This is a genomic window from Amycolatopsis sp. NPDC059021 (genome assembly GCF_042739895.1).
Taxonomy (GTDB): domain Bacteria; phylum Actinomycetota; class Actinomycetes; order Mycobacteriales; family Pseudonocardiaceae; genus Amycolatopsis.
Genome location: NZ_JBHYIQ010000106.1, coordinates 8661 through 26965 on the forward strand (window position 1 = coordinate 8661; position 18305 = coordinate 26965).

22 protein-coding genes are annotated in these 18305 nt (G+C 68.0%); 7 read left to right on the forward strand and 15 right to left on the reverse strand.

Annotated elements, in window-relative coordinates:
• Window positions 1-88: 88 nt before the first annotated feature.
• From ACFWX1_RS39975 to ACFWX1_RS39995, 5 genes are read right to left on the reverse strand one after another with little or no spacing between them, the layout of a single operon-like run.
• The gene (locus tag ACFWX1_RS39975; RefSeq protein WP_378329494.1) at window positions 89-283 is read right to left on the reverse strand and encodes a ferredoxin; all 195 of its coding nucleotides are present in this window, start codon (window positions 281-283) and stop codon (window positions 89-91) included.
• Window positions 284-296: 13 nt separating this feature from the next.
• Window positions 297-1523: a cytochrome P450 gene (locus ACFWX1_RS39980; RefSeq protein ID WP_378395072.1), complete on the reverse strand. Its 1227-nt coding sequence runs from the start codon at window positions 1521-1523 to the stop codon at window positions 297-299.
• Between the two features lie 14 nt (window positions 1524-1537).
• Window positions 1538-2761, reverse strand: a complete 1224-nt coding sequence (locus ACFWX1_RS39985; protein WP_378395073.1) for a cytochrome P450 — start codon at window positions 2759-2761, stop codon at window positions 1538-1540.
• 11 nt (window positions 2762-2772) lie between these two features.
• Window positions 2773-3981 (reverse strand): cytochrome P450, encoded by a 1209-nt coding sequence (locus ACFWX1_RS39990; protein WP_378395074.1) that lies wholly within the window; start codon window positions 3979-3981, stop codon window positions 2773-2775.
• A gap of 10 nt (window positions 3982-3991) precedes the next feature.
• Entirely contained in the window at window positions 3992-5215 is a 1224-nt protein-coding gene (locus tag ACFWX1_RS39995; RefSeq protein ID WP_378395093.1) for a cytochrome P450, read from the reverse strand.
• A gap of 188 nt (window positions 5216-5403) precedes the next feature.
• Here ACFWX1_RS39995 and ACFWX1_RS40000 point away from each other — a divergent pair, with 188 nt between their 5' ends.
• Complete coding sequence (locus tag ACFWX1_RS40000; protein WP_378395075.1) at window positions 5404-6054, forward strand: TetR/AcrR family transcriptional regulator; 651 nt, start codon at window positions 5404-5406, stop codon at window positions 6052-6054.
• 23 nt (window positions 6055-6077) lie between these two features.
• On the opposite strand, the gene ACFWX1_RS40005 is transcribed toward ACFWX1_RS40000, so the two are convergent.
• The 7 genes from ACFWX1_RS40005 to ACFWX1_RS40035 form a co-directional block, all read right to left on the reverse strand.
• Entirely contained in the window at window positions 6078-6608 is a 531-nt protein-coding gene (locus ACFWX1_RS40005; RefSeq protein WP_378395076.1) for a hypothetical protein, read from the reverse strand.
• Window positions 6609-6728: 120 nt separating this feature from the next.
• Complete coding sequence (locus tag ACFWX1_RS40010; protein WP_378395077.1) at window positions 6729-7598, reverse strand: aldehyde dehydrogenase family protein; 870 nt, start codon at window positions 7596-7598, stop codon at window positions 6729-6731.
• Entirely contained in the window at window positions 7591-9024 is a 1434-nt protein-coding gene (locus tag ACFWX1_RS40015; RefSeq protein ID WP_378395078.1) for an aldehyde dehydrogenase family protein, read from the reverse strand. The genes ACFWX1_RS40010 and ACFWX1_RS40015 overlap by 8 nt, the downstream gene beginning before the upstream one ends.
• On the reverse strand, window positions 9024-9998 hold the full coding sequence (gene deoC / locus ACFWX1_RS40020) for a deoxyribose-phosphate aldolase (RefSeq protein ID WP_378395079.1): 975 nt from the start codon (window positions 9996-9998) through the stop codon (window positions 9024-9026). The genes ACFWX1_RS40015 and deoC overlap by 1 nt, the downstream gene beginning before the upstream one ends.
• A 104-nt stretch (window positions 9999-10102) precedes the next feature.
• On the reverse strand, window positions 10103-10399 hold the full coding sequence (locus ACFWX1_RS40025) for a hypothetical protein (protein ID WP_378395080.1): 297 nt from the start codon (window positions 10397-10399) through the stop codon (window positions 10103-10105).
• An 86-nt stretch (window positions 10400-10485) separates the two neighbouring features.
• Window positions 10486-11643, reverse strand: coding sequence for a serine hydrolase domain-containing protein (locus tag ACFWX1_RS40030; protein WP_378395081.1), 1158 nt, complete (start codon window positions 11641-11643; stop codon window positions 10486-10488).
• A 39-nt stretch (window positions 11644-11682) separates the two neighbouring features.
• Entirely contained in the window at window positions 11683-12300 is a 618-nt protein-coding gene (locus ACFWX1_RS40035) for a DUF1707 domain-containing protein (protein WP_378395095.1), read from the reverse strand.
• Window positions 12301-12394: 94 nt separating this feature from the next.
• On the opposite strand from ACFWX1_RS40035, the gene ACFWX1_RS40040 reads away from it, so the two are divergent.
• Entirely contained in the window at window positions 12395-12841 is a 447-nt protein-coding gene (locus ACFWX1_RS40040) for a protein tyrosine phosphatase (RefSeq protein WP_378395096.1), read from the forward strand.
• A 62-nt stretch (window positions 12842-12903) separates the two neighbouring features.
• Here the strand turns inward: ACFWX1_RS40040 and ACFWX1_RS40045 are convergent, their stop codons facing one another.
• Both ACFWX1_RS40045 and ACFWX1_RS40050 read right to left on the reverse strand, forming a co-directional pair.
• Window positions 12904-13188 (reverse strand): DUF397 domain-containing protein, encoded by a 285-nt coding sequence (locus ACFWX1_RS40045; RefSeq protein ID WP_378395082.1) that lies wholly within the window; start codon window positions 13186-13188, stop codon window positions 12904-12906.
• Window positions 13185-14054 (reverse strand): helix-turn-helix domain-containing protein, encoded by an 870-nt coding sequence (locus ACFWX1_RS40050; RefSeq protein WP_378395083.1) that lies wholly within the window; start codon window positions 14052-14054, stop codon window positions 13185-13187. Before ACFWX1_RS40050 ends, ACFWX1_RS40045 begins: the two co-directional genes overlap by 4 nt.
• A 111-nt stretch (window positions 14055-14165) precedes the next feature.
• Between ACFWX1_RS40050 and ACFWX1_RS40055 the strand changes: the two genes are divergently transcribed.
• Window positions 14166-14366 carry a hypothetical protein gene (locus ACFWX1_RS40055; RefSeq protein ID WP_378341580.1) on the forward strand — a complete coding sequence of 67 codons (201 nt, stop codon included), beginning with the start codon at window positions 14166-14168 and terminating at the stop codon, window positions 14364-14366.
• A 5-nt stretch (window positions 14367-14371) separates the two neighbouring features.
• Window positions 14372-14995: a uracil phosphoribosyltransferase gene (gene upp / locus ACFWX1_RS40060; RefSeq protein WP_378395084.1), complete on the forward strand. Its 624-nt coding sequence runs from the start codon at window positions 14372-14374 to the stop codon at window positions 14993-14995.
• An 89-nt stretch (window positions 14996-15084) separates the two neighbouring features.
• Here upp and ACFWX1_RS40065 read toward each other — a convergent pair whose 3' ends face one another.
• Entirely contained in the window at window positions 15085-15678 is a 594-nt protein-coding gene (locus ACFWX1_RS40065; protein ID WP_378395085.1) for a TetR/AcrR family transcriptional regulator, read from the reverse strand.
• 84 nt (window positions 15679-15762) lie between these two features.
• Here ACFWX1_RS40065 and ACFWX1_RS40070 point away from each other — a divergent pair, with 84 nt between their 5' ends.
• From ACFWX1_RS40070 to ACFWX1_RS40080, 3 genes are read left to right on the forward strand one after another with little or no spacing between them, the layout of a single operon-like run.
• Complete coding sequence (locus ACFWX1_RS40070; protein ID WP_378395086.1) at window positions 15763-16170, forward strand: MerR family transcriptional regulator; 408 nt, start codon at window positions 15763-15765, stop codon at window positions 16168-16170.
• Between the two features lie 50 nt (window positions 16171-16220).
• Entirely contained in the window at window positions 16221-17144 is a 924-nt protein-coding gene (locus tag ACFWX1_RS40075; protein ID WP_378395097.1) for an aldo/keto reductase, read from the forward strand.
• Window positions 17145-17177: 33 nt separating this feature from the next.
• A complete protein-coding gene (locus tag ACFWX1_RS40080; RefSeq protein ID WP_378395087.1) occupies window positions 17178-18179 on the forward strand; it encodes an aldo/keto reductase in 1002 nt (333 codons plus the stop codon).
• Window positions 18180-18305: the final 126 nt, after the last annotated feature.

Sequence of the window (18305 nt, forward strand, 5' to 3'; positions counted from 1 at the left end):
TAGCGTCTGACCGCACTTTCACCCGCCCCCTCCGCCGACAAAACCCCCCTTCAGCGCGTCTTACGCGAGGAAAGTCCCCTTCAGCAGCTCACTCCTGGAGCGACAGTGCCTGGCTCGGGCAGACGTGCACGGCCTCGCGGGCCTTCTCGACGAGTTCGCCCTCGGGTTTGTCGTCGAGCACGATGACCGTGCCGTCCTCTTCGCTCTGGTCGAACAGGGCGGGCTCGGTCAGTACGCACTGACCCGCGCCGACGCACTTCCCGGTGTCCGCGATGATCTTCATTTCGTCTTGCCTCCTACCAGGTGACCGGCAGCCGGTGCAGACCGTAGATGGACGCGTCGTCCTTGAACGGCAGGTCGTCCACTCCGGCGGCCGGTTTCAGTTCGGGAATACGATGGAACAACGTGTCGAAGACGATCTGGAGTTCCAGTCGAGCCAGGTTCTGCCCGAGGCACTGGTGGAACCCGAAACCGAACGCGACGTGGTGGCGCGCGCCGCGCTCGATGTCGAACGTCTCCGGGTCCGCGAAGTGTTCGGGGTCCCGGTTGGCGATGTGCCCCATGGCGAGGACCCCCTCGCCGGCACGGATGGTGACTCCGCCGATCTCGGCGTCTTCGACGCAGAACCGCGCGACGAAGGTGTCGACGATCGTGAAGTACCGCAACATCTCCTCGACGGCGTCGAGGGTCTTTCCCGGATCCGACCGGATGGCGGCCAGCTGGTCCGGGTTCTCCATCAGCATGAGCGCGCCGAGGGAAATCATGTTCGCGGTGGTCTCGTGGCCCGCGATGAGCAGGAGGAAGGCCAGCGCGACCATGGCGCCGCGGCGGTAGGTGCCCTCCTCTCGCCGCTTGACGATCTGGCGGCCGAAGAGGTCGTCGCCGGGTGACGCCTCCTTCGCGGTGATCAGCTCGTCGAGGTAGGCGATGATGGCGTCGACCGAGGCCTGCCGCTCCTCGGCACCGATCGTCTGGTTGAGCGTCTTCGCCGAATGCCGCTGGAAGTACTCGTGGTCTTCGTAGGGGACGCCGAGCAGTTCGCAGATCACCAGCGACGGCACGGGCAGCGAAAGTGCCTGGACGAGGTCCGCGGGCTTCGGTCCGGCCAGCATCTTGTCGATGTGTTCGTCGACGATTTCCTGGATCCGCGGGCGCAGGGCTTCCATGCGCCGGAGGGTGAACTCGCCGAGCACGGCACGGCGGGCAGGCCCGTGCTCCGGTGCGTCGAGCGTCAGCATGCTGCGCTCGTCGTCCGGCAGCCGGACGGCGCCACCGGCGGTCAGGGTCGGGAACCGGGGATCCCGGCGGTTGGCGCTGAACCGGTGGTCGGTGAGCAGCGCGCGCACGTCCGCCAGCCGGGACAGCGCCCAGGCCTCGCGGCCGTCGGGCAGCCGGACCTTGGTGATCGGCTGTTCCTCGCGGATCCGCCGGTACTCCTCCGGCGGCGCGAACGGACAGCCACGCGCGATCGGGAACTCCGGTGGAACGGTACGGCGTTCCCCGGCATGGATCGTCTCGGTCATGTGGGCCCCCTACCTCACCATGTCACCGGGAGTTCGTACAAACCATAGATCGACGCGTCGTCCTTGAAGGGCAGATCGCCGACTTTCCCAGTGTGCTGCAACGTGGGAATCCTGCGGAAGAGGGTGTCGAAGACGATCTGGAGCTCCATCCTGGCGAGGTTCTGCCCGAGGCACTGGTGCGGTCCGAAGCCGAACGCGACGTGGTGCCGCGCGCCGCGCTCGATGTCGAACGAGTCCGGATTCGCGAAGGCATCGGGGTCGCGGTTCGCCGAGTAGCCGAGTGCGAGCACGCCCTCGCCCGCCCGGATGGTGACGCCGCCGATCTCGGTGTCTTCGAGGCACAGGCGAGCCGTGACGGTGTCGGTGATCGTGAAGTACCGCAGCAGTTCCTCGACGGCGTCGAGGGTTTTGCCGGGGTCGGCCTTGATCGCGGCGAGCTGCTCCGGGTTGTCCAGGAACGCGACCGTGCCGAGCGAGATCATGTTCGCCGTCGTCTCGTGCCCGGCGAGCAGCAGCAGGAAACCCATCGCGACCAGCGCCGGACGCCGGTAGGTCCCCTCCTCGCGGAGCTTGACGATCTGGCGGCCGAGCAGGTCGTCGGTCGGGTCCGCTTCCTTCTGCGCGATCAGGTCGTCCATGTACTGCTCGACGGCCTTGAACGCTTCCCGGCGTTCCGGCTGCGGAGTGTCCCGCTTGAGCATCTTCGCGGTGCGCTGCTGGAAGAAGTCGTGGTCGGAGTAGGGGACGCCGAGCAGTTCGCAGATCACCAGCGACGGCACGGGCAGGGACAGTGCCTGGACGAGGTCGGCCGACCTCTTTCCGTGGTGCAGTGGGCCGGCCAGCATCTTGTCGATGTGTTCGTCGACGATTTCCTGGATCCGGGGCCGCAGCGCCTCCATGCGGCGGACGGTGAACTCGCCGAGCACGGCACGGCGGGCGGGCCCGTGCTCGGGCGCGTCCATCGAGATGATCGGCTTCTCGGCGTCCTCGTCACGGACACGGGCGCCGGGGACGAGCAGCGGGAACCGGGGGTCCTGGCGGTTGGAGCTGAACCGGCGGTCGTTGAGCACCCTCCGGACGTCCTCGTGCCTGCTGACCACCCAGGCCCATTTGCCCTCCGGGAGGCCGATCTTCGAGATCGGCTCGGCCTCGCGGATCTCCTGATACTCCGGCGGCGGCGCGAACGGGCAGGTCCTGGCCATCGGGAACTCGTGCGTGTACTGCAGGGTTTCGGTCATGACGGTGCTCCTCACCAGGTCACGGGAAGCCGGTACAGGCCGTAGATCAGGGCGTCGTCCTTGAACGGCAGATCGTCGAGTCCGGCGGCGAGTTTCAGTGTCGGAACACGCGCGAAAAGGGTGTCGAAGACGATCTGGAGTTCCATCCTGGCGAGGTTCTGCCCGAGGCACTGGTGCGGCCCGAACCCGAACGCGACGTGGTGGCGCCCGCCGCGTTCGATGTCGAGGGTGTCCGGGTTCTCGAACGGGTCCGGCGCGCGGTTCGCCGAGTAGGCGAGCGCGAGCACGCCCTCGCCCGCCCGGATCGTGACGCCGCCGATCTCGGTGTCCTCGACGCACAACCGCGGGATCCCGTCGACGATCGAGGAGTACCGCAGGAGTTCCTCGACGGCGTCGAGGGTTTTGCCGGGGTCGGCTTTGATCGCGGCGAGCTGCTCCGGGTGCTCCAGCAATGCCACGGTGCCGAGCGAGATCATGTTCGCCGTCGTTTCGTGGCCCGCGACCAGCAGGAGGATTCCGAGCTCGACCATCTCGGCGTGGTCGTAGGTGCCCTCCTCGCGACGTTTGACGATCTGGCGGCCGAGGAGGTCTTCGGTCGGCTCCGCCTCCTTGCGGGTGATCAGCTCGTCGAGGTACTTCCGGACCGCGCCGAACGCGGCCTGGCGTTCCTCCACCGAGGCTTCCCGCTTGAGAAACTTCGAGGTGTGGCCCTGGAAGTGGTCGTGGTCTTCGTAGGGGACACCGAGCAGTTCGCAGATCACCAGCGACGGCACCGGCAGCGAAAGCATCTCCACCAGGTCCGCGGGCTTCGGTGCGGAAAGGAGCGCGTCGATGCGCTGGTCGACGATCTCCTGGATGCGGGGCCGCAGTGCTTCCATACGGCGGACGGTGAACTCGCCGAGCACGGCGCGGCGGGCGGGCCCGTGCTCGGGCGCGTCCATCGCGATCATCGATCGCGTGTCGGTCGTCCGGGCGGCGTTCGGGACCTGGGTCGGGAAGTCCGGGTGCAGCCGGTCGGAGCTGAAGTGCCGGTGGTCGGTCAGCACCGCGCGGACGTCCTGATGCCGGGTCACCACCCACGCCTCGACACCGGTCGCCAGGGTGACTTTCGAGATCCGCTCCTCTTCGCGGATCTGGCGGTATTCGGCGGGCGGCGCGAACGGACATTCCCGTGCCATGGGGAAGCTCGGAGCGGCCGTGCTGTCGAGCGTTTCGGTCATGATCGGCTCCTCACCAGGTCAAGGGAAGTTCGTAGAGGCCGTAGATCTGCGAGTCGTTCTTGAACGGCAGGTCGTCGACGCTCGTGGCGAGTTTCAGCGTGGGAATCCGCCGGAAAAGGGTGTCGAAGACGATCTGGAGTTCCATCCTGGCGAGGTTCTGCCCGAGGCACTGGTGTGCGCCGAATCCGAAGGCGACGTGGTGCCGCGCGCCGCGTTCGATGTCGAGAGTGTCCGGATTCTCGAACGCGCTTTCGTCCCGGTTGGCCGAATTGCTCAGCCCGATGACGCCCTCGCCCTTCGGGATCACCACCCCGGCGATCTCGACGTCTTCGGTGGTGACCCGCGAGGTCGCGAACTCGGCGATCGTGAAGTACCGCAACAGTTCCTCGACGGCGTCGAGGGTTTTGCCGGGGTCGGCCTTGATCGTGGCGAGCTGGTCCGGGTTCTCCAGCAGCGTCAGCGTGCCGAGCGAGATCATGTTCGCGGTGGTTTCGTGCCCGGCGACGAGCAGCAGGAACGCCATGCCCACCAGGCCGAGGTGGTCGACCTCGCCGGTTTCGCGCTGTTTGAGGATCTGGCGGCCGAGCAGGTCGTCACCGGGCGCGGCCTCCTTCGCCGTGACCAGTTCGTCCAGGAACTTCCGCAGTTCGTCGGCCGCCTGCTGACGCTCGTGGGCGTCGGTCGCGCGGTTCAGCAGCCTGCTGCTGCGCTGCTGGAAGAACTCGTGGTCTTCGTAGGGCACACCGAGCAGTTCGCAGATCACGAGCGACGGCACCGGCAGCGAAAGCGCCTGGACGAGGTCCGCCGGCTTCGGCCCGGCCAGTATCGCGTCGATGTGCTCGTCGACGATCTGCTGGATCCGCGGCTGCAACGCCCGCATGCGCTTCACGGTGAACTCGCCGACGACCTCGCGGCGGGCGCGGCCGTGCTCGGGCGCGTCCATGTTGATCAGCGACACCTTGAACGGGCTTTTCCTGGCCTCTTCCTCCGTCTGCTGGATTCGCTCGACCGTCAGCGGGAACCCGGGGTTGAAGCGGTCGGAGCTGAACCGAGGGTCGGTGAGCATGGCGCGGACGTCTTCGAGCCGGGTCAGGACCCACGCGCGCTGCCCGGACGGCAGGTCGACCCTGGCCACCCGCCCCTCGTCCCGCATGCGGCGGTACTCCGGTGGTGGGCTGAACGGGCAGGTCCGTGGCAACGGGAAGGACGTCGCGGGCGCTGCGGAACTGGTCATTTCGGTCATGCGCGGATCCCCAATCCGGACGAAATGTATGTGGAGGGTTACATTCCGGTTATGCTCCCCAAGGTACTCAAGCGGAAGGTCTTCGTCCACTCGCGAAAGGGTGACCATTTGTGCATCGAGTCCGTCGCGAGTTACCCATGCGAGAATCGGGCGGCCGGAGCGAGTTGAGAGGCGAGCGCATGACCGCTGACCCCGAGATCACCCTGCGGGCCGACGCGCGCCGTAACCGCGACCAGATCATCGCCGCCGCGCGCGTCATCTTCGCCGATGAGGGACCCGAGGCCCCGATGGAGGAGATCGCCCGCGCCGCCGGGGTCGGGGTCGGCACGCTCTACCGGCGCTTCCCCGACCGGGACGCGCTGATCAGGGCCGTCGCGGTGGAGAACTTCGAACGCGTCCTCATCGACGCGCGGGCCGCCGCCGCGGAGAAGTCGACGGCGTGGCAGGCGCTGGAGTGGCTGCTGCACCATTCGGTCGAACTGCAGCTGAGCATTCAGCTGGCGATGCTGTCACCGCGGGCGCTCGTCATCCTGAAGACGGACCCGCAGATCAGGAAGCACCGGGCCGAGCTGATGGACCTTTTGTCCGATCTGGTACGCGGTGCTCAGAACGAGGGTGTCCTCCGCGCCGACGTCGCCGCGGGGGACATCGCGATGATGTGCGCGGTGCTGATGCGCCAGATCCGCGCGAAGTCGGAGGACGTGGCCCGGATGGCGGCGGAGCGCTGCGTCGGCATCATGCTCGACGGCCTGCGGGCACGCCCGGGAACCCCGCTGCCCGGCCGGGCCCTCACCGCCGACGACCTGGACATGCTGCGCCAGCAACAGTGACGTAGTGCCGTCGCGTCACTGGTTCAGCGGTGGTACTTGTTCCAGCGAGCCGGGTTGAGCAGCCGTCGCCCGGCGACGCCGTTGATCGCGGCCAGGATGCCTCCGGCGAAAGGGGGCACCAGATAAAGCGCGGTTGCCGGAAGGAAGCCGACCGCCGCGTCTTTCGGATAGGCGGGTACGGCCGTGTTCAGCGACATGGTGGAGAACGTGGTCATCAGGATGACGCTGAAGAGAGCGCCCACGTGCGTCCAGTGCAAGAAACGGAGTGCCGGTCCTGACCGCGCGACGTCGAAGTAGCCGTCCGAAATGGACTGTGCGCCGAGCAGCAAGGCGGCCCCGCTGCCCAGCAGGCACATACCGTTGACCGCACCGAGTGCGGCGGTGATCGCCCTCATGGGCTGCGTCGTGGTCGGGAACGCGTATCCGAGGGCGGGTACGGCTGCCGCGAGAGCGAGTCCCAGGATCATGCTGGGGCCGCCGAGGATCGAAAACGTTTTCGCCGTCTTGGCCGCGATGTCGGGTGGTACCCGTACGTGGACGTGCGACGGCTGCATGGCGTTCCTCCCCTGTAACGCTGCGCGTCTTCACACTAACAGAGCAGAGTGGCGCCGCGTGCTGTGAAGGACTCCTTGCTGGCGCTCAACGCCGGTAAGGAGGCCTTCACAGCGTCGAGATCACACGCCGGTGGGGTGCCAGACGGTTTTCGCTTCCAGATAGCGGCGCAGCCGGGACAGGTCGGGCGCGGTGGTCCAGTCCGGTTCGGCCTCCGGCACGGTCAGGACGCGCTTCACCGTGCCGGCGGCTTCGCGGGCGAGGTCGGCCCGGTCGGCGGGCGCGGCGCCGGTGGGGTCGAGGGCGTTGACGTCGCCGTGGGAGGCGAGCCAGGGGCCCAGTTCGGCGGCGCGGCCGGTGAGGATGTTCGCGACGCCGCCGGGAAGGTCCGACGTGGCAAGGACTTCCGACAGGGTGATCGCGGGCAGCGGGCGGTCGGCGCTGGAGACGACGACCGCGGTCGAGCCGGTCGCCAGTACCGGCGCCAGGACACTGACCAGGCCCAGCAACGACGACCGCTGCGGCGCGAGCACGCCGACGACACCGGTCGGTTCCGGGACGGTGAACGAGAAGTACGGCCCCGCGACGGGGTTCGCCGCGCCCAGCACGGTCGCGATCTTGTCCGTCCAGCCCGCGTACCAGACCCACCGGTCGATCGAAGCGTCCACAAGGGACTGTGCCTTCTTCGCGGTGACGCCCTCGGACGCGCCGACCTCGCTGATGAACTGCTCGCGACGGCCCTCCAGCATCTCGGCGACGCGGTAGAGCACCTGGCCGCGGTTGTAGGCCGTCGCCGACGACCAGCCGCCGAACGCCTTGCGCGCCGCGACCACCGCGTCCCGCACGTCCTTGCGCGAGGCGTGCGCGGCGTTCGCGAGGAACTTCCCCTTCGGATCGGTGACCGGGTACACCCGCCCCGATTCCGAGCGCGGGAACTTCCCGCCGATGTAGAGCTTGTACGTCTTGGCGACGGACAGCCGGGTCTCAGACATCGAGGTACGCCTCCAGCCCGGTGCGCCCGCCTTCGCGGCCGAATCCGGATTCCTGATAGCCGCCGAACGGTGCGGCGGGGTCGAAGCGGTTGAAGGTGTTGGCCCAGACGACGCCCGCGCGCAGCTGGTTCGCCATCCACAGGATCCGGGAGCCCTTTTCCGTCCAGATCCCGGCCGACAGCCCGTACGGCGTGTTGTTCGCCTTCGCCACCGCCTCGTCCGGGGTGCGGAACGTCAGCACCGAAAGGACCGGCCCGAAGATCTCCTCGCGGGCGATCCGCATCGACTGGTGCACGTCGGAGAACACCGTGGGGGCGAAGAAGAATCCGCGATCCGGCACCGGACAGGGGCTCGTCCAGCGCTGCGCGCCTTCGGCGTCGCCCGACTCGACCAGCCCCTTGATCTTCGCCAGTTGCTCGGCGGAGTTGATCGCGCCGATGTCGGTGTTCTTGTCCAGCGGGTCGCCGAGCCGCAGCGTCGAAACGCGGTGGCGCAGCTTGTTCAGCAGTTCGTCCACAATGGATTCCTGGGCGAGCAGCCGGGAACCCGCGCAGCAGACGTGGCCCTGGTTGAAGAAGATCCCGTTGACGATGCCCTCGACCGCCTGATCCAGCGGCGCGTCCTCGAACACGACGTTCGCCGCCTTGCCGCCCAGCTCGAGCGTCAGCTTCTTCGGCGTGCCCGCGACCTGGCGCTGGATCAGCTTCCCGACGTCGGTCGAGCCGGTGAACGCGATCTTGTCCACATCGGAATGCTCCACAATGGACGCGCCGATGTCACCGGCGCCGGGCAAGATGTTGACTACACCCGGCGGCAGTTCGGCCTGCTGGCAGATCTCCGCGAACACCAGTGCCGTCAGCGGCGTGGTCTCGGCGGGCTTCAGCACCACCGTGTTGCCGGTGGCCAGCGCGGGCGCGATCTTCCACGCCAGCATGAGCAGCGGGAAGTTCCACGGGATGATCTGACCCGCGACGCCGAGTGGTCGTGGCGAAGGTCCGTAACCCGCGTAGTCGAGTTTGTCGGCCCAGCCCGCGTGGTAGAAGAAGTGCGCGGCGGCCGTCGGCACGTCGGAGTCGCGGGACTCCTTGATCGGCTTGCCGTTGTCCAGGGTTTCCAGCACGGCCAGCTCACGCGAGCGTTCCTGGATCAGGCGGGCGATCCGGAACAGGTACTTCGCCCGCTCGGTGCCCGGCATCTTCGACCAGACAGCGTTGTACGCCTTGCGGGCGGCCTTGACCGCGGTGTCCACATCGGACACGGACGCGGTGCCGACCTCCGCGAGGACCTCTTCGGTGGCGGGGTTGATCGACTTCAGCGGCTCACCCGAGCCGTCGACGAATTCGCCGTTGATGAAAGGCCGGTAGTGGTCCTTGAGATTCGCGATGGCGCGCGATTCCGGCGCGGGCGCGTAATCGAAAACGGGCATCAGTCCACCGTCACGTAGTCGGGGCCGCTGTAGTGGCCGTCGGTCTGGGTGCGGCGTTGCAGCAGCAGGTCGTTGAGCAGGCTCGACGCGCCGAAGCGGAACAGGTCCGGGGTCAGCCACTGCTCGCCGGCGACCTCGTGCACCGCGACCAGGTACTTGATCGCGTCCTTGGTGGTCCGGATCCCGCCCGCGGGCTTGACGCCGCGAAGTTCGCCGGTGTGGGTGAACCAGTCGCGCACCGCCTGCAGCATCACGTGTGTGACGGGCAGCGTCGCGGCGGGGGAGACCTTGCCGGTGGAGGTCTTGATGAAGTCGCCGCCCGCCAGCAGCGCGAGCCAGGAGGCGCGGCGCACGTTGTCGTACGTCGCCAGCTCGCCGGTCTCCAGGATGACCTTGAGGTGTGCCTCGCCGCAGGCTTGTTTCACCGCCTGGATCTCCTCGAAGACGTCCAGGTAGCGGCCTTCGAGGAACGCGCCGCGGTCGATCACCATGTCGACCTCGTGCGCGCCCGCGTCGACGGCGATCTTCGTGTCGGCCAGCTTGATCTCGCGGCTCGTACGCCCGGCGGGGAACCCGGTGGCGACGCTCGCGACGTGCACGCCGCTGCCTTTCAGCGCTTCGACGGCCGTCGCGACCATGTCCGGGTACACGCACACGGCACCGACGCGCGGCGTGTCCGGCCGCTCGGGGTCGGGCCGCAGCGCCTTGGCGGCGAGCGCGCGGACCTTGCCGCGCGTGTCGGCGCCCTCGAGCGTGGTCAGGTCGACCATGGAGATGGCGGTGTCGATCGCCCAGCGCTTGGCGTCCTTCTTGATGCTGCGGGTGGCCAGGCCCGCCGCGCGCTGTTCGACACCGACCTGGTCGACGCCGGGTAGCCCGTGCAGGAACCGGCGCAGGCTCGCCTCGTCGCGAGTCGCGTCCGCCAGCGGTGCCGGGGTGGCCGCCACCGCTGACGAGCTGGTCGTAGCTGTCATACCCGTGAGTGTAAGCGGCGGGTCCGACAGAGGCCGAAAGGTCCGTGAAGGCCTCCTTCACAGCGCTCAACGCTGTGAAGGAGGCCTTCACGGACCGACGTGGTTCAGGCGGGGAAGGGCTGAGGTGCGAACGGCGGGATGGGGACAGGGTCGCCCGCGGGCAGCGTGACCTCCCCGGCCTTCGGGCGGCCTGGCAGCTTGGCAGGCGCGAACGTGTCGGGCGGCTCGCCTTCGTTCCCGCGCAGCGCCGGGATCGGCTGGGGAGTGTCGGCCAGCGCGGGCCAGGGCGATGGGCCGACGTCCTTGGTCGGCGGGCCGCCCTCCGCGAAGGCGGCGGCGGGCAGTGCCGCGAGACCGAGGGCCAGCACGCCGGTGGTGACGATTCTCGAAATGATCCGCATACCGTCCGAGTCTGCTGACGCCACCACGCCGCGGCCCGCCCCCGGACACCGGCGCCGGGGCGGAACCGGACGCCCCATCGGGCGAGCTACAGCGACATCGGGACCAGCGGAGCCGAAGCCACCGGGACAGCGCAGAACTCGTTGACGAACGGCAGCTCGCGTTTGGCCGCCTGATCCTTGTTCGCCGCGTCGAGCGTCGCGAGCGTGCTGATCTGTTTCGCGCCCGAATCCGCCGCGAAGCTCAGCGTGTTGAACCCCGGCAGATCCCCGCGGTGGCCCCACACGATCATCGGCGTCCCGCACACCTTCGACAGGTCGAATTTCATCAGCCCGAGCCCGTAGTCGAAACCCATGTCGCCGAACCTGACGTCGATCGCGCGCACCGTCTTCTTCATTTCCGCGAGTTGCGCGGGCGGCAGCAGTTTCCCGTCGAACAGGGCCCGGAAGAAACGGTTCAAATCCTCGGCGCTGGAAATGATCTGACCCGCGCTGAAATAGCGCGAGTAGTTGTACGTCGTGACGTCGGTGCGTTCGCGCGGCGCCGGGTACAACTGCTCGTAGCCGTGCGCGGCGGCGTGCGGTAAGAACGGGAAATCGCCGGGGTGGAACGTGTCGCGCAGGCGCAACGGCCCGGTGATCCGCTCGGCGAGCACGCGCGCCAGCGGCTGGTGAGTGACCTTCTCGACCAGCAGGCCGAGCACGTTGTACCCGGTGTTCGAGTACGACCACGCCGTGCCCGGCTTGAACTGCAGCGGCTGTTTCGTGCTCAGTCGGACCTGCTCGTCCGGGTCGAAGTGGACGAATCGTTCGGTGTCGATCTCCGGCAGCGAACCCCAGCTGTCCTCGGGAAGGAGATCACGCGGGACGCCGCTGGTGTGCTGGAGCAACTGCCGGACCGTGATCGGCTCGGCGTAGGGCAGCAGGCCGGGCAGCCGGTCCTGGATGACGTCGTCGAGCGAGACGCGGTGCTCGCCGACGAGTTGCAGCACGAGCGTCGCGGTGAACGACTTCGACACGCTCGCGACGCGGAACCGGCCGGACGGATCGGGCTTGCCGGGACGCCCGATTTCCCGGACCCCGCTGGAGCCCCGCCAGTCCGGTGCCACCGCGACCATGCCGGGAATCCCGGACGCCACGGCGGCGTCCATCGCGGCTTGACGCGAGTCGGTGCCAGCGTGCGCGGCGCCGCTGAACAGCACGGTGCCGGTGATGGCGGACAGCACGAAACTCAGTGAACGGCGCATCGCATCCCCTCGGGTGTGTGCGGTCCACCGTAGGAGAAATCAGGCCTCGAGCTGCGGACTTTCGTCCCTCTTCGCGGGCTTGCGATAGACCGTGACGCCTGCCCAAAAGGCCAGTCCGTTGATGCGGACCGTCGGCGCGGTGGGCGGGGCGGGCGGCGTGCCCGCCTTGTCCTGGAGTTCGAACGCGCCCATGAAGCCGACCCCGGTGACCTCGACATTGACGTCGTCGGGGACGACGATGTCGATGCCGCCCATGATCGCCACCGCGGTGATCGTGCATTCGCGTTCGGCGAACCGGGCCCGGCGCAGGTCGATGTCGACGCCGCCCCAGAACGCGAAACTGTTGTGCTGCGGCGGAACGACCCAGCTGCCCTTGCGCGTCGCGCCGGACATGATCGCGATCGACGCCTGCGAGCCGGGATGTCCGCCGATCCGCTCGTCGGGCAGGCCGAGCGCGCGGGTGGTGGCCGGTTCGATGACGCCGGACGCGGTGGTCGCGGGCAGATCCGCGGTGACCGGTTTCAGCTCGCCGGCCGTTTTCGCGGCGTACACCGTGCTGAGGCGTTCTTCGAGTTCGTTGACGGTGATGCGGCCCTCGGACAGCGCGGTGTGCAGCACCTGCGCGACGCGCTCGCGGTCGGCGTCGGAGATGCGCATCTGGTCCGGCGGGACGGCTGGCTGATCGCTCACCCCGCGTAGCCTAGACCCATCCGGGGTCACCGGCGTCCATCTAATGGCCGACACGGGCAAGATGGGACGCATGCTGGTGGGAGCGATCGAACTACCCGGCGGTGTCCGGGTGCGCGGCCGGGGTCTCGGCCGTCCGGCGCCGGGCGGCCCGTCGCCGGATTTCGGGCTGTACCTGGGGTCGGGCAAGCTGCGGCGTAAGTACGACGACGGGTTGTCCTGGGACCGCGAATGGATTCAGTGGCCGGATTTTCTGCTGCCGCGCGACCGTAACGCCGCGCGACAGAGCATCCTCGGCCTGCACGCACGGGCTCTCGCGGGTGAAGACGTCGAAGTCGCGTGTTACGGCGGTTCGGGCCGGACCGGGACGGTCCTCTCGTGCCTCACGACGCTCTCGGGCCTTTCAGCCGACGAAGCGATTACGTGGGTTCGAGAGCATTACAACAAGCACGCGGTCGAGACGCCCTGGCAACGCCGCTGGGTCGACTGGTTCGCCCGCCAACCCTCGTGACGTGCCGTTAAGGCCACCTTACGGGCGTCAGACGCCCGTAAGGTGGCCTTAACGGCATTTCTTCAGCGCTGGGTGGTGAGGAAGGCGGACCAGGCGGGGGCGGGGAGGGTGAGCTGGCCGCCGTCGCGGTCCTTGGTGTCGCGCACGGCCACGACGAGCGGAGCAGCGGCCACCTCGACACAGTTGGCATCGTCGCCGCTGCTGTAGGAAGTTTTGTGCCAGGCGCTGACCTCGGCGCAATTGGCCTGGCTGCTGCTGTGGCTGCTCTTGTTCCAGGCGCCTACCTCGATGCAGTTGGCGTCGCTGCTGCTGTAGCTGCTCTTACGCCAGGTGCCTGGGGTAATCACGGTTCCTGCTCCTCCGGGCCAGTGAGCGTGCCGATGACGTGGGCAACGAGCCGCATCGACTCCTCAGGTGACAGCGCTACGGCAAGAATGCCTTGCCACGAAACCTTAACACGATCGATGTGCGCGTCCTCCTCGAGAAAGCTGCTGGTGCCACGGCTATCCATGTAGACCACCGAGTGATCCGCTGCGAAGTCGAGAGCAACAAACGGCCCTTCGAGACCTGGGTTCGCTCCGGCGGTGAAGGGGACAACCTGAATCGTGACGTTCCTGCGTTCGCTCAGGTTGAGCAGGTTGCGGAGTTGAGCGCGCCTGATCTCAGTTGCACAGACTGGACGCCATAGCACGGTCTCATCCATGACGAGATGGATGTTCGGCGCGGGGCGACGGCTGAAGATGACCTGGCGTGTCATGCGTGTTGCGACCAAGCTGGCAATTTCGGCATCGGTGAGCTTCGGGTTGCCTCCCCGGATGATGGAACGGGAGTAGTCCGGGACCTGGGCGAGTCCCGGGAACAAGAGCGGCTCGTAGTTGCGGATGCTGACGGCGTCGGTTTCGAACTGCATCAGCTCCTTCCAATTGGGCGGCAGCTTGCCGTGGATCTCGTGCCAGTTGCGCTCTTCGCCGTCGCGGACGAGCGCGACCAGTTCGTGCCGGATCTGCGCCGGGACCTTGAGAAAGCCGAGAATCGCCGACACTTCGTCGGCGTACAGGCCGCGTACGCCGGTTTCCATGCGGCTGATCTTGCTTTCCGAACAGTCCAGCGCGTCGGCGACGTCCTTGCAGGTTAAGCCGCGTTCGAGCCGCAGCACTCGCAATTGTGCCGACACCCGCCGCTGTCGCACCGAGATCCCCTTGCGATTTCCCATGGGCACACTCTTCCGTCATGCCCCGGTGGCAAGAAAGGTATGTCACCTGAAGGAAGTTTGCGTGCCCCGAACGCAAGCGGAAATGGTTGGCTCATGCGGAGGAGGAGAAAGATGGAGCAGTCGTGGACGATCAACGGCGCGTACGCCACCTGGCGGATGACCGTGGTGATCGGGGCACCGGAGGACGGCGCGGGGCCGAACGTCCCGAAATGGCCGTCGGAGAAGCTCGCCGGTGTCGTGGGCCACTTCTTCGAGGCGGTGAACCACTACGAGACGACCCGAGACATCGACTCGGTGCGCGGGTTAGATTAACCGCCATGGATGTGCACGTCGTCGATCACCCGCTGGCCAAGGCCAGGCTGTCCACCATGCGCGACGCGCGCACGGACAGCGCCGCTTTCCGTGCCGCGCTGCACGAGCTGACCGTCATGCTCGTCTACGAAGCCATGCGGGACGCGCCCGTGCGCACCGAGCGCATCCACACCCCGGTCGCGCGCACCGAGGGGATCTCGCTGGCCAGCCCGCCGCTGCTGGTGCCGGTGCTGCGGGCGGGTCTCGGCATGGCCGACGAGGCGCACAAGCTGATCCCGGACGCGCAGATGGGCTTCGTCGGCCTCGCCCGCGACGAGGAGACGCTGCAGCCGACGCCGTACCTGGAGTCGCTGCCGGAGTCCCTGGCGGACCGGCCGGTGATGGTGCTCGACCCGATGCTCGCGACCGGCGGCTCGATGGAGTACACGATCCGCCTGCTCACCGATCGCGGCGCCGCCGACGTCACGGCCATCTGCGCGCTCGCCGCGCCCGAGGGCATCGCGCACCTGGAGAAGAGCGGCCTGCCGATGCGGATCGTCACCGCGAGCGTCGACGAGCGGCTCAACGACTCGGGCTTCATCGTCCCCGGCCTCGGCGACGCCGGCGACCGCCAATACGGCGCCGTCTGACCCCACCGTCCACACTGGACTCGCGAAGGTCTCTGAAGGCCACCTTGAGGGCACTAGAGTCCCTCAAGGTGGCCTTCAGAGACCGTCGCTCAGGGACGCAACCAGCCGGACGCGTTGGCACGCAGGGCGGTTTCGTAGGCGCCGCTGACGCTGAACTCGTCGGGCAGGTTGCCGGTCAGTTCCAGCGACACCAAGCCATGCACGATGCCCCAGCAGCTGACCGCGATCGTCTCGGCCGGGACGTCGACGAAGATCCCCGCCGCGATCGCCGCCGAGATGACTTCCTGCAGCGGCTGGAGGCTGGACCGCGCCAGCTTCTCGGCCTCCTCGTACGGCTCGAACCCGGGCACCGATTTGGTGAACATGATCGCGTACAGATGCGGATCGGCCAGCGCGCTCGCGCGGTACGCGGCCCCCAACGCGACGAGGTCGGCGATCGGATCGCCGGAGCGCGTGACCGCCGCCATCCGCGCCCCGAAGCGCCGGAAGCCCTCCATGTACAGGGCGTTGACGAGGTCGGGCTTACTGCCGAACAGTGAGTACACCGCGGTCGTCGACGTCCCCGCTTCGGCGGCGAGCTTGCGGAGCGAAAGCGCCTTCGGGCCGTCGGCGGAGATGAGTTCGCCGGCTCGGTCGAGCAGCTTGAGCCGGAGGGCTTCGTCGTGGGTGCGAGGACGCGGCATGTACCGAGCGTATCGCAACAGTGTTACCAATCGCGAGGGAAGCGATTTGACCTGGAGTGCACTCCAGGTCGTACTGTCGAGGTCATGAGCTACTCGATAGCGGAAGCCGCGCGACGTAGCGGGTTGTCCATCGACACCCTCCGGTACTACGAGCGCATCAAACTCGTCGATCCGCCCGCGCGGGACACGGCGGGCAGAAGGGCGTATTCGGACAACGATCTCGCCTGGCTCGGGTTCCTCACCAAGCTCCGGCTCACCGGCATGTCGATCAAGCGCATGCGCGAGTACGCCTCGCTGCGCAGCCGCGGCACCGCCAGCGCGGGACGGCGGAAGGCGATCCTCGTCGAGCAGCGGCAGGCGGTGGCCGAGCGGATCGCCGAGCTGCAGGCCTGTCTCGACATCCTCGACTACAAGATCGACAACTACGAGCAGCTCGAACGCAGGGTGCTCGAAATCAGCGGCACCACCACCATTCAGGAGATATCCGCGTGAAGATTCGCAAGCTGGGGGCCCTCGAAGTCGGCGCGCAGGGCCTGGGCTGCATGGGCATGAGCAGCGGCTACGGCGTCCGTGACAACGACGAGGAGTCGATCGCGACGATCCACCGCGCGCTCGAACTGGGCGTGACGTTGCTGGACACCGCGAACGTCTACGGAAGCGGTGCCAACGAGGAGCTGGTCGGCCGCGCGATCGCCGGCCGTCGTGACGAGGTCGTGCTGGCGACGAAGTTCGGCATCGTGTGGAACGGTGACCAGATGGGCGCGCGCGGTGACGCCGCGTACGTCAAGCAGAGCTGTGACGAGTCGCTGCGCCGTCTCGGCGTCGACCACATCGACCTCTACTACCAGCACCGCGTCGACCCGGACACGCCGATCGAGGAGACCTGGGGCGCTTTGAAGGAGCTGGCCGAGGCCGGGAAGATCCGGTATGCCGGGATTTCCGAGGCGAGTGCGGCGACCATCCGCGCGGCGCACGCCGTCCACCCGGTGACGGCGCTGCAGAGCGAATGGTCACTGTGGACTCGCGGGATCGAGGAGGAGATCCTCGGCACCTGCCGTGAGCTGGGCATCGGCCTCGTGCCGTTCTCCCCGCTGGGGCGCGGATTCCTGACCGGCGCGGTGACCTCGGTCAAGGACCTCCCCGAGGACGACGTCCGCCGCGGACTCCCGCGGTTCTCGGACGAGAACTTCGACCGGAACCTGGCGATCGTGGACGCGTTGCGGGCGCTGGCGGAGAAGAAGGGCGTGACGGCGGGTCAGCTCGCGCTGGCCTGGGTGCAGTCATGCGGCGACGACGTCGTGCCGATCCCTGGCACGAAGCGGCGTACGTACCTGGAAGAGAACGTCGCGGCGGCGTCGCTCGAGCTGTCCGAAGAGGACATTGCGGCCATCGAACAGGCGGCTCCCGCGGACGCCTTCGCCGGGGAGCGCTACCCGGAGCGGCTCGCGCGTGCCGCGGGCAGGTGAATAGGCGATTTTCGTTACAAGCAGGGGAGAATCATGAGTGACTCGACGATGCCGACCCGCAGGCTCGGCGCGCTGGAGGTCAGCGCGCAGGGGCTCGGCTGCATGGGCATGAGCGAGTTCTACGGGCAGGGCGACGACGCCGAGTCGATCGCCACCATCCACCGTGCGCTCGAACTGGGCGTCACCCTGCTCGACACGGCCGACATGTATGGGCCGTTCAAGAACGAGGAACTGGTCGGCCGCGCCATCGCCGACCGGCGGGACAGCGTCGTGCTGGCGACGAAGTTCGGCATCGTCCGCGACCCGGACGACCCGTCGAAGCGTGGCGTCCGTGGTGACGCGGAGTACGTGCGGTCGGCGGCCGAGGCGTCCTTGCGCCGTCTCGGGGTCGACCATATCGACCTGTACTACCAGCACCGGGTCGACCCGAACACGCCGATCGAGGAGACCGTCGGCGCGCTGGCCTCGCTGGTGGAGCAGGGCAAGATCCGGCACATCGGGCTGTCCGAGGCGAGCGCCGCGACGATCCGCCGGGCGCACGCGGTGCACCCGATCACGGCGGTGCAGACCGAATGGTCGCTGTGGTCGCGGGACATCGAGGCCGAGGTCGTGCCGACGTGTCGTGAGCTGGGCATCGGCGTCGTGCCGTATTCGCCGCTGGGACGGGGTTTCCTGACCGGGCGCTTCACGTCCAAAAAGGACTTCGCCGAGGGTGACTTCCGGCAGTCGAACCAGCCGCGGTTCGCGGGCGAGAACCTCGACCGGAACCTCGCGATCGTGGACGCGTTGCGGACACTGGCGGAGAAGAAGGGCGTGACGGCGGGTCAGCTCGCGCTGGCCTGGGTCCAGTCCCGCGGCTCCGACGTGGTCCCGATTCCGGGCACGAAGCGGCGCAAGTACCTCGAAGAGAACGTCGCCGCGGCGTCGCTGGAACTGTCCACAGAGGACTTGGCGGCGATCGAGCAGGCCGTTCCGGCCGACGCCGTCGCGGGTGGCCGCTACCCCGAGTCGGGCATGTCCCTCATCAACGGCTGAGTCCCACGTTCGCGCGCCCGAGTTCCACATCCAGGGGCCGGAGTTCCTCATTCGCGGCGGAGCGCGGTGGGCCGCGCTGGGGTTCACGGGGGGGGGTTGGGGGGGGGGGGGGGCGTGGGGGGTGGG

Excerpts from the sequence above, each read along its gene's own strand:
- ACFWX1_RS39975 (WP_378329494.1), bottom strand. The coding sequence starts at position 283 with ATGAAGATCATCGCGGACACCGGGAAGTGCGTCGGCGCGGGTCAGTGC.
- ACFWX1_RS39980 (WP_378395072.1), bottom strand. The coding sequence starts at position 1,523 with ATGACCGAGACGATCCATGCCGGGGAACGCCGTACCGTTCCACCGGAG.
- ACFWX1_RS39985 (WP_378395073.1), bottom strand. The coding sequence starts at position 2,761 with ATGACCGAAACCCTGCAGTACACGCACGAGTTCCCGATGGCCAGGACC.
- ACFWX1_RS39990 (WP_378395074.1), bottom strand. The coding sequence starts at position 3,981 with ATGACCGAAACGCTCGACAGCACGGCCGCTCCGAGCTTCCCCATGGCA.
- ACFWX1_RS39995 (WP_378395093.1), bottom strand. The coding sequence starts at position 5,215 with ATGACCAGTTCCGCAGCGCCCGCGACGTCCTTCCCGTTGCCACGGACC.
- ACFWX1_RS40000 (WP_378395075.1), top strand. The coding sequence starts at position 5,404 with ATGACCGCTGACCCCGAGATCACCCTGCGGGCCGACGCGCGCCGTAAC.
- ACFWX1_RS40005 (WP_378395076.1), bottom strand. The coding sequence starts at position 6,608 with ATGCAGCCGTCGCACGTCCACGTACGGGTACCACCCGACATCGCGGCC.
- ACFWX1_RS40010 (WP_378395077.1), bottom strand. The coding sequence starts at position 7,598 with ATGTCTGAGACCCGGCTGTCCGTCGCCAAGACGTACAAGCTCTACATC.
- ACFWX1_RS40015 (WP_378395078.1), bottom strand. The coding sequence starts at position 9,024 with ATGCCCGTTTTCGATTACGCGCCCGCGCCGGAATCGCGCGCCATCGCG.
- deoC (WP_378395079.1), bottom strand. The coding sequence starts at position 9,998 with ATGACAGCTACGACCAGCTCGTCAGCGGTGGCGGCCACCCCGGCACCG.
- ACFWX1_RS40025 (WP_378395080.1), bottom strand. The coding sequence starts at position 10,399 with ATGCGGATCATTTCGAGAATCGTCACCACCGGCGTGCTGGCCCTCGGT.
- ACFWX1_RS40030 (WP_378395081.1), bottom strand. The coding sequence starts at position 11,643 with ATGCGCCGTTCACTGAGTTTCGTGCTGTCCGCCATCACCGGCACCGTG.
- ACFWX1_RS40035 (WP_378395095.1), bottom strand. The coding sequence starts at position 12,300 with ATGCGCATCTCCGACGCCGACCGCGAGCGCGTCGCGCAGGTGCTGCAC.
- ACFWX1_RS40040 (WP_378395096.1), top strand. The coding sequence starts at position 12,395 with ATGGGACGCATGCTGGTGGGAGCGATCGAACTACCCGGCGGTGTCCGG.
- ACFWX1_RS40050 (WP_378395083.1), bottom strand. The coding sequence starts at position 14,054 with ATGGGAAATCGCAAGGGGATCTCGGTGCGACAGCGGCGGGTGTCGGCA.
- ACFWX1_RS40055 (WP_378341580.1), top strand. The coding sequence starts at position 14,166 with ATGGAGCAGTCGTGGACGATCAACGGCGCGTACGCCACCTGGCGGATG.
- upp (WP_378395084.1), top strand. The coding sequence starts at position 14,372 with ATGGATGTGCACGTCGTCGATCACCCGCTGGCCAAGGCCAGGCTGTCC.
- ACFWX1_RS40065 (WP_378395085.1), bottom strand. The coding sequence starts at position 15,678 with ATGCCGCGTCCTCGCACCCACGACGAAGCCCTCCGGCTCAAGCTGCTC.
- ACFWX1_RS40070 (WP_378395086.1), top strand. The coding sequence starts at position 15,763 with ATGAGCTACTCGATAGCGGAAGCCGCGCGACGTAGCGGGTTGTCCATC.
- ACFWX1_RS40075 (WP_378395097.1), top strand. The coding sequence starts at position 16,221 with ATGGGCATGAGCAGCGGCTACGGCGTCCGTGACAACGACGAGGAGTCG.
- ACFWX1_RS40080 (WP_378395087.1), top strand. The coding sequence starts at position 17,178 with ATGAGTGACTCGACGATGCCGACCCGCAGGCTCGGCGCGCTGGAGGTC.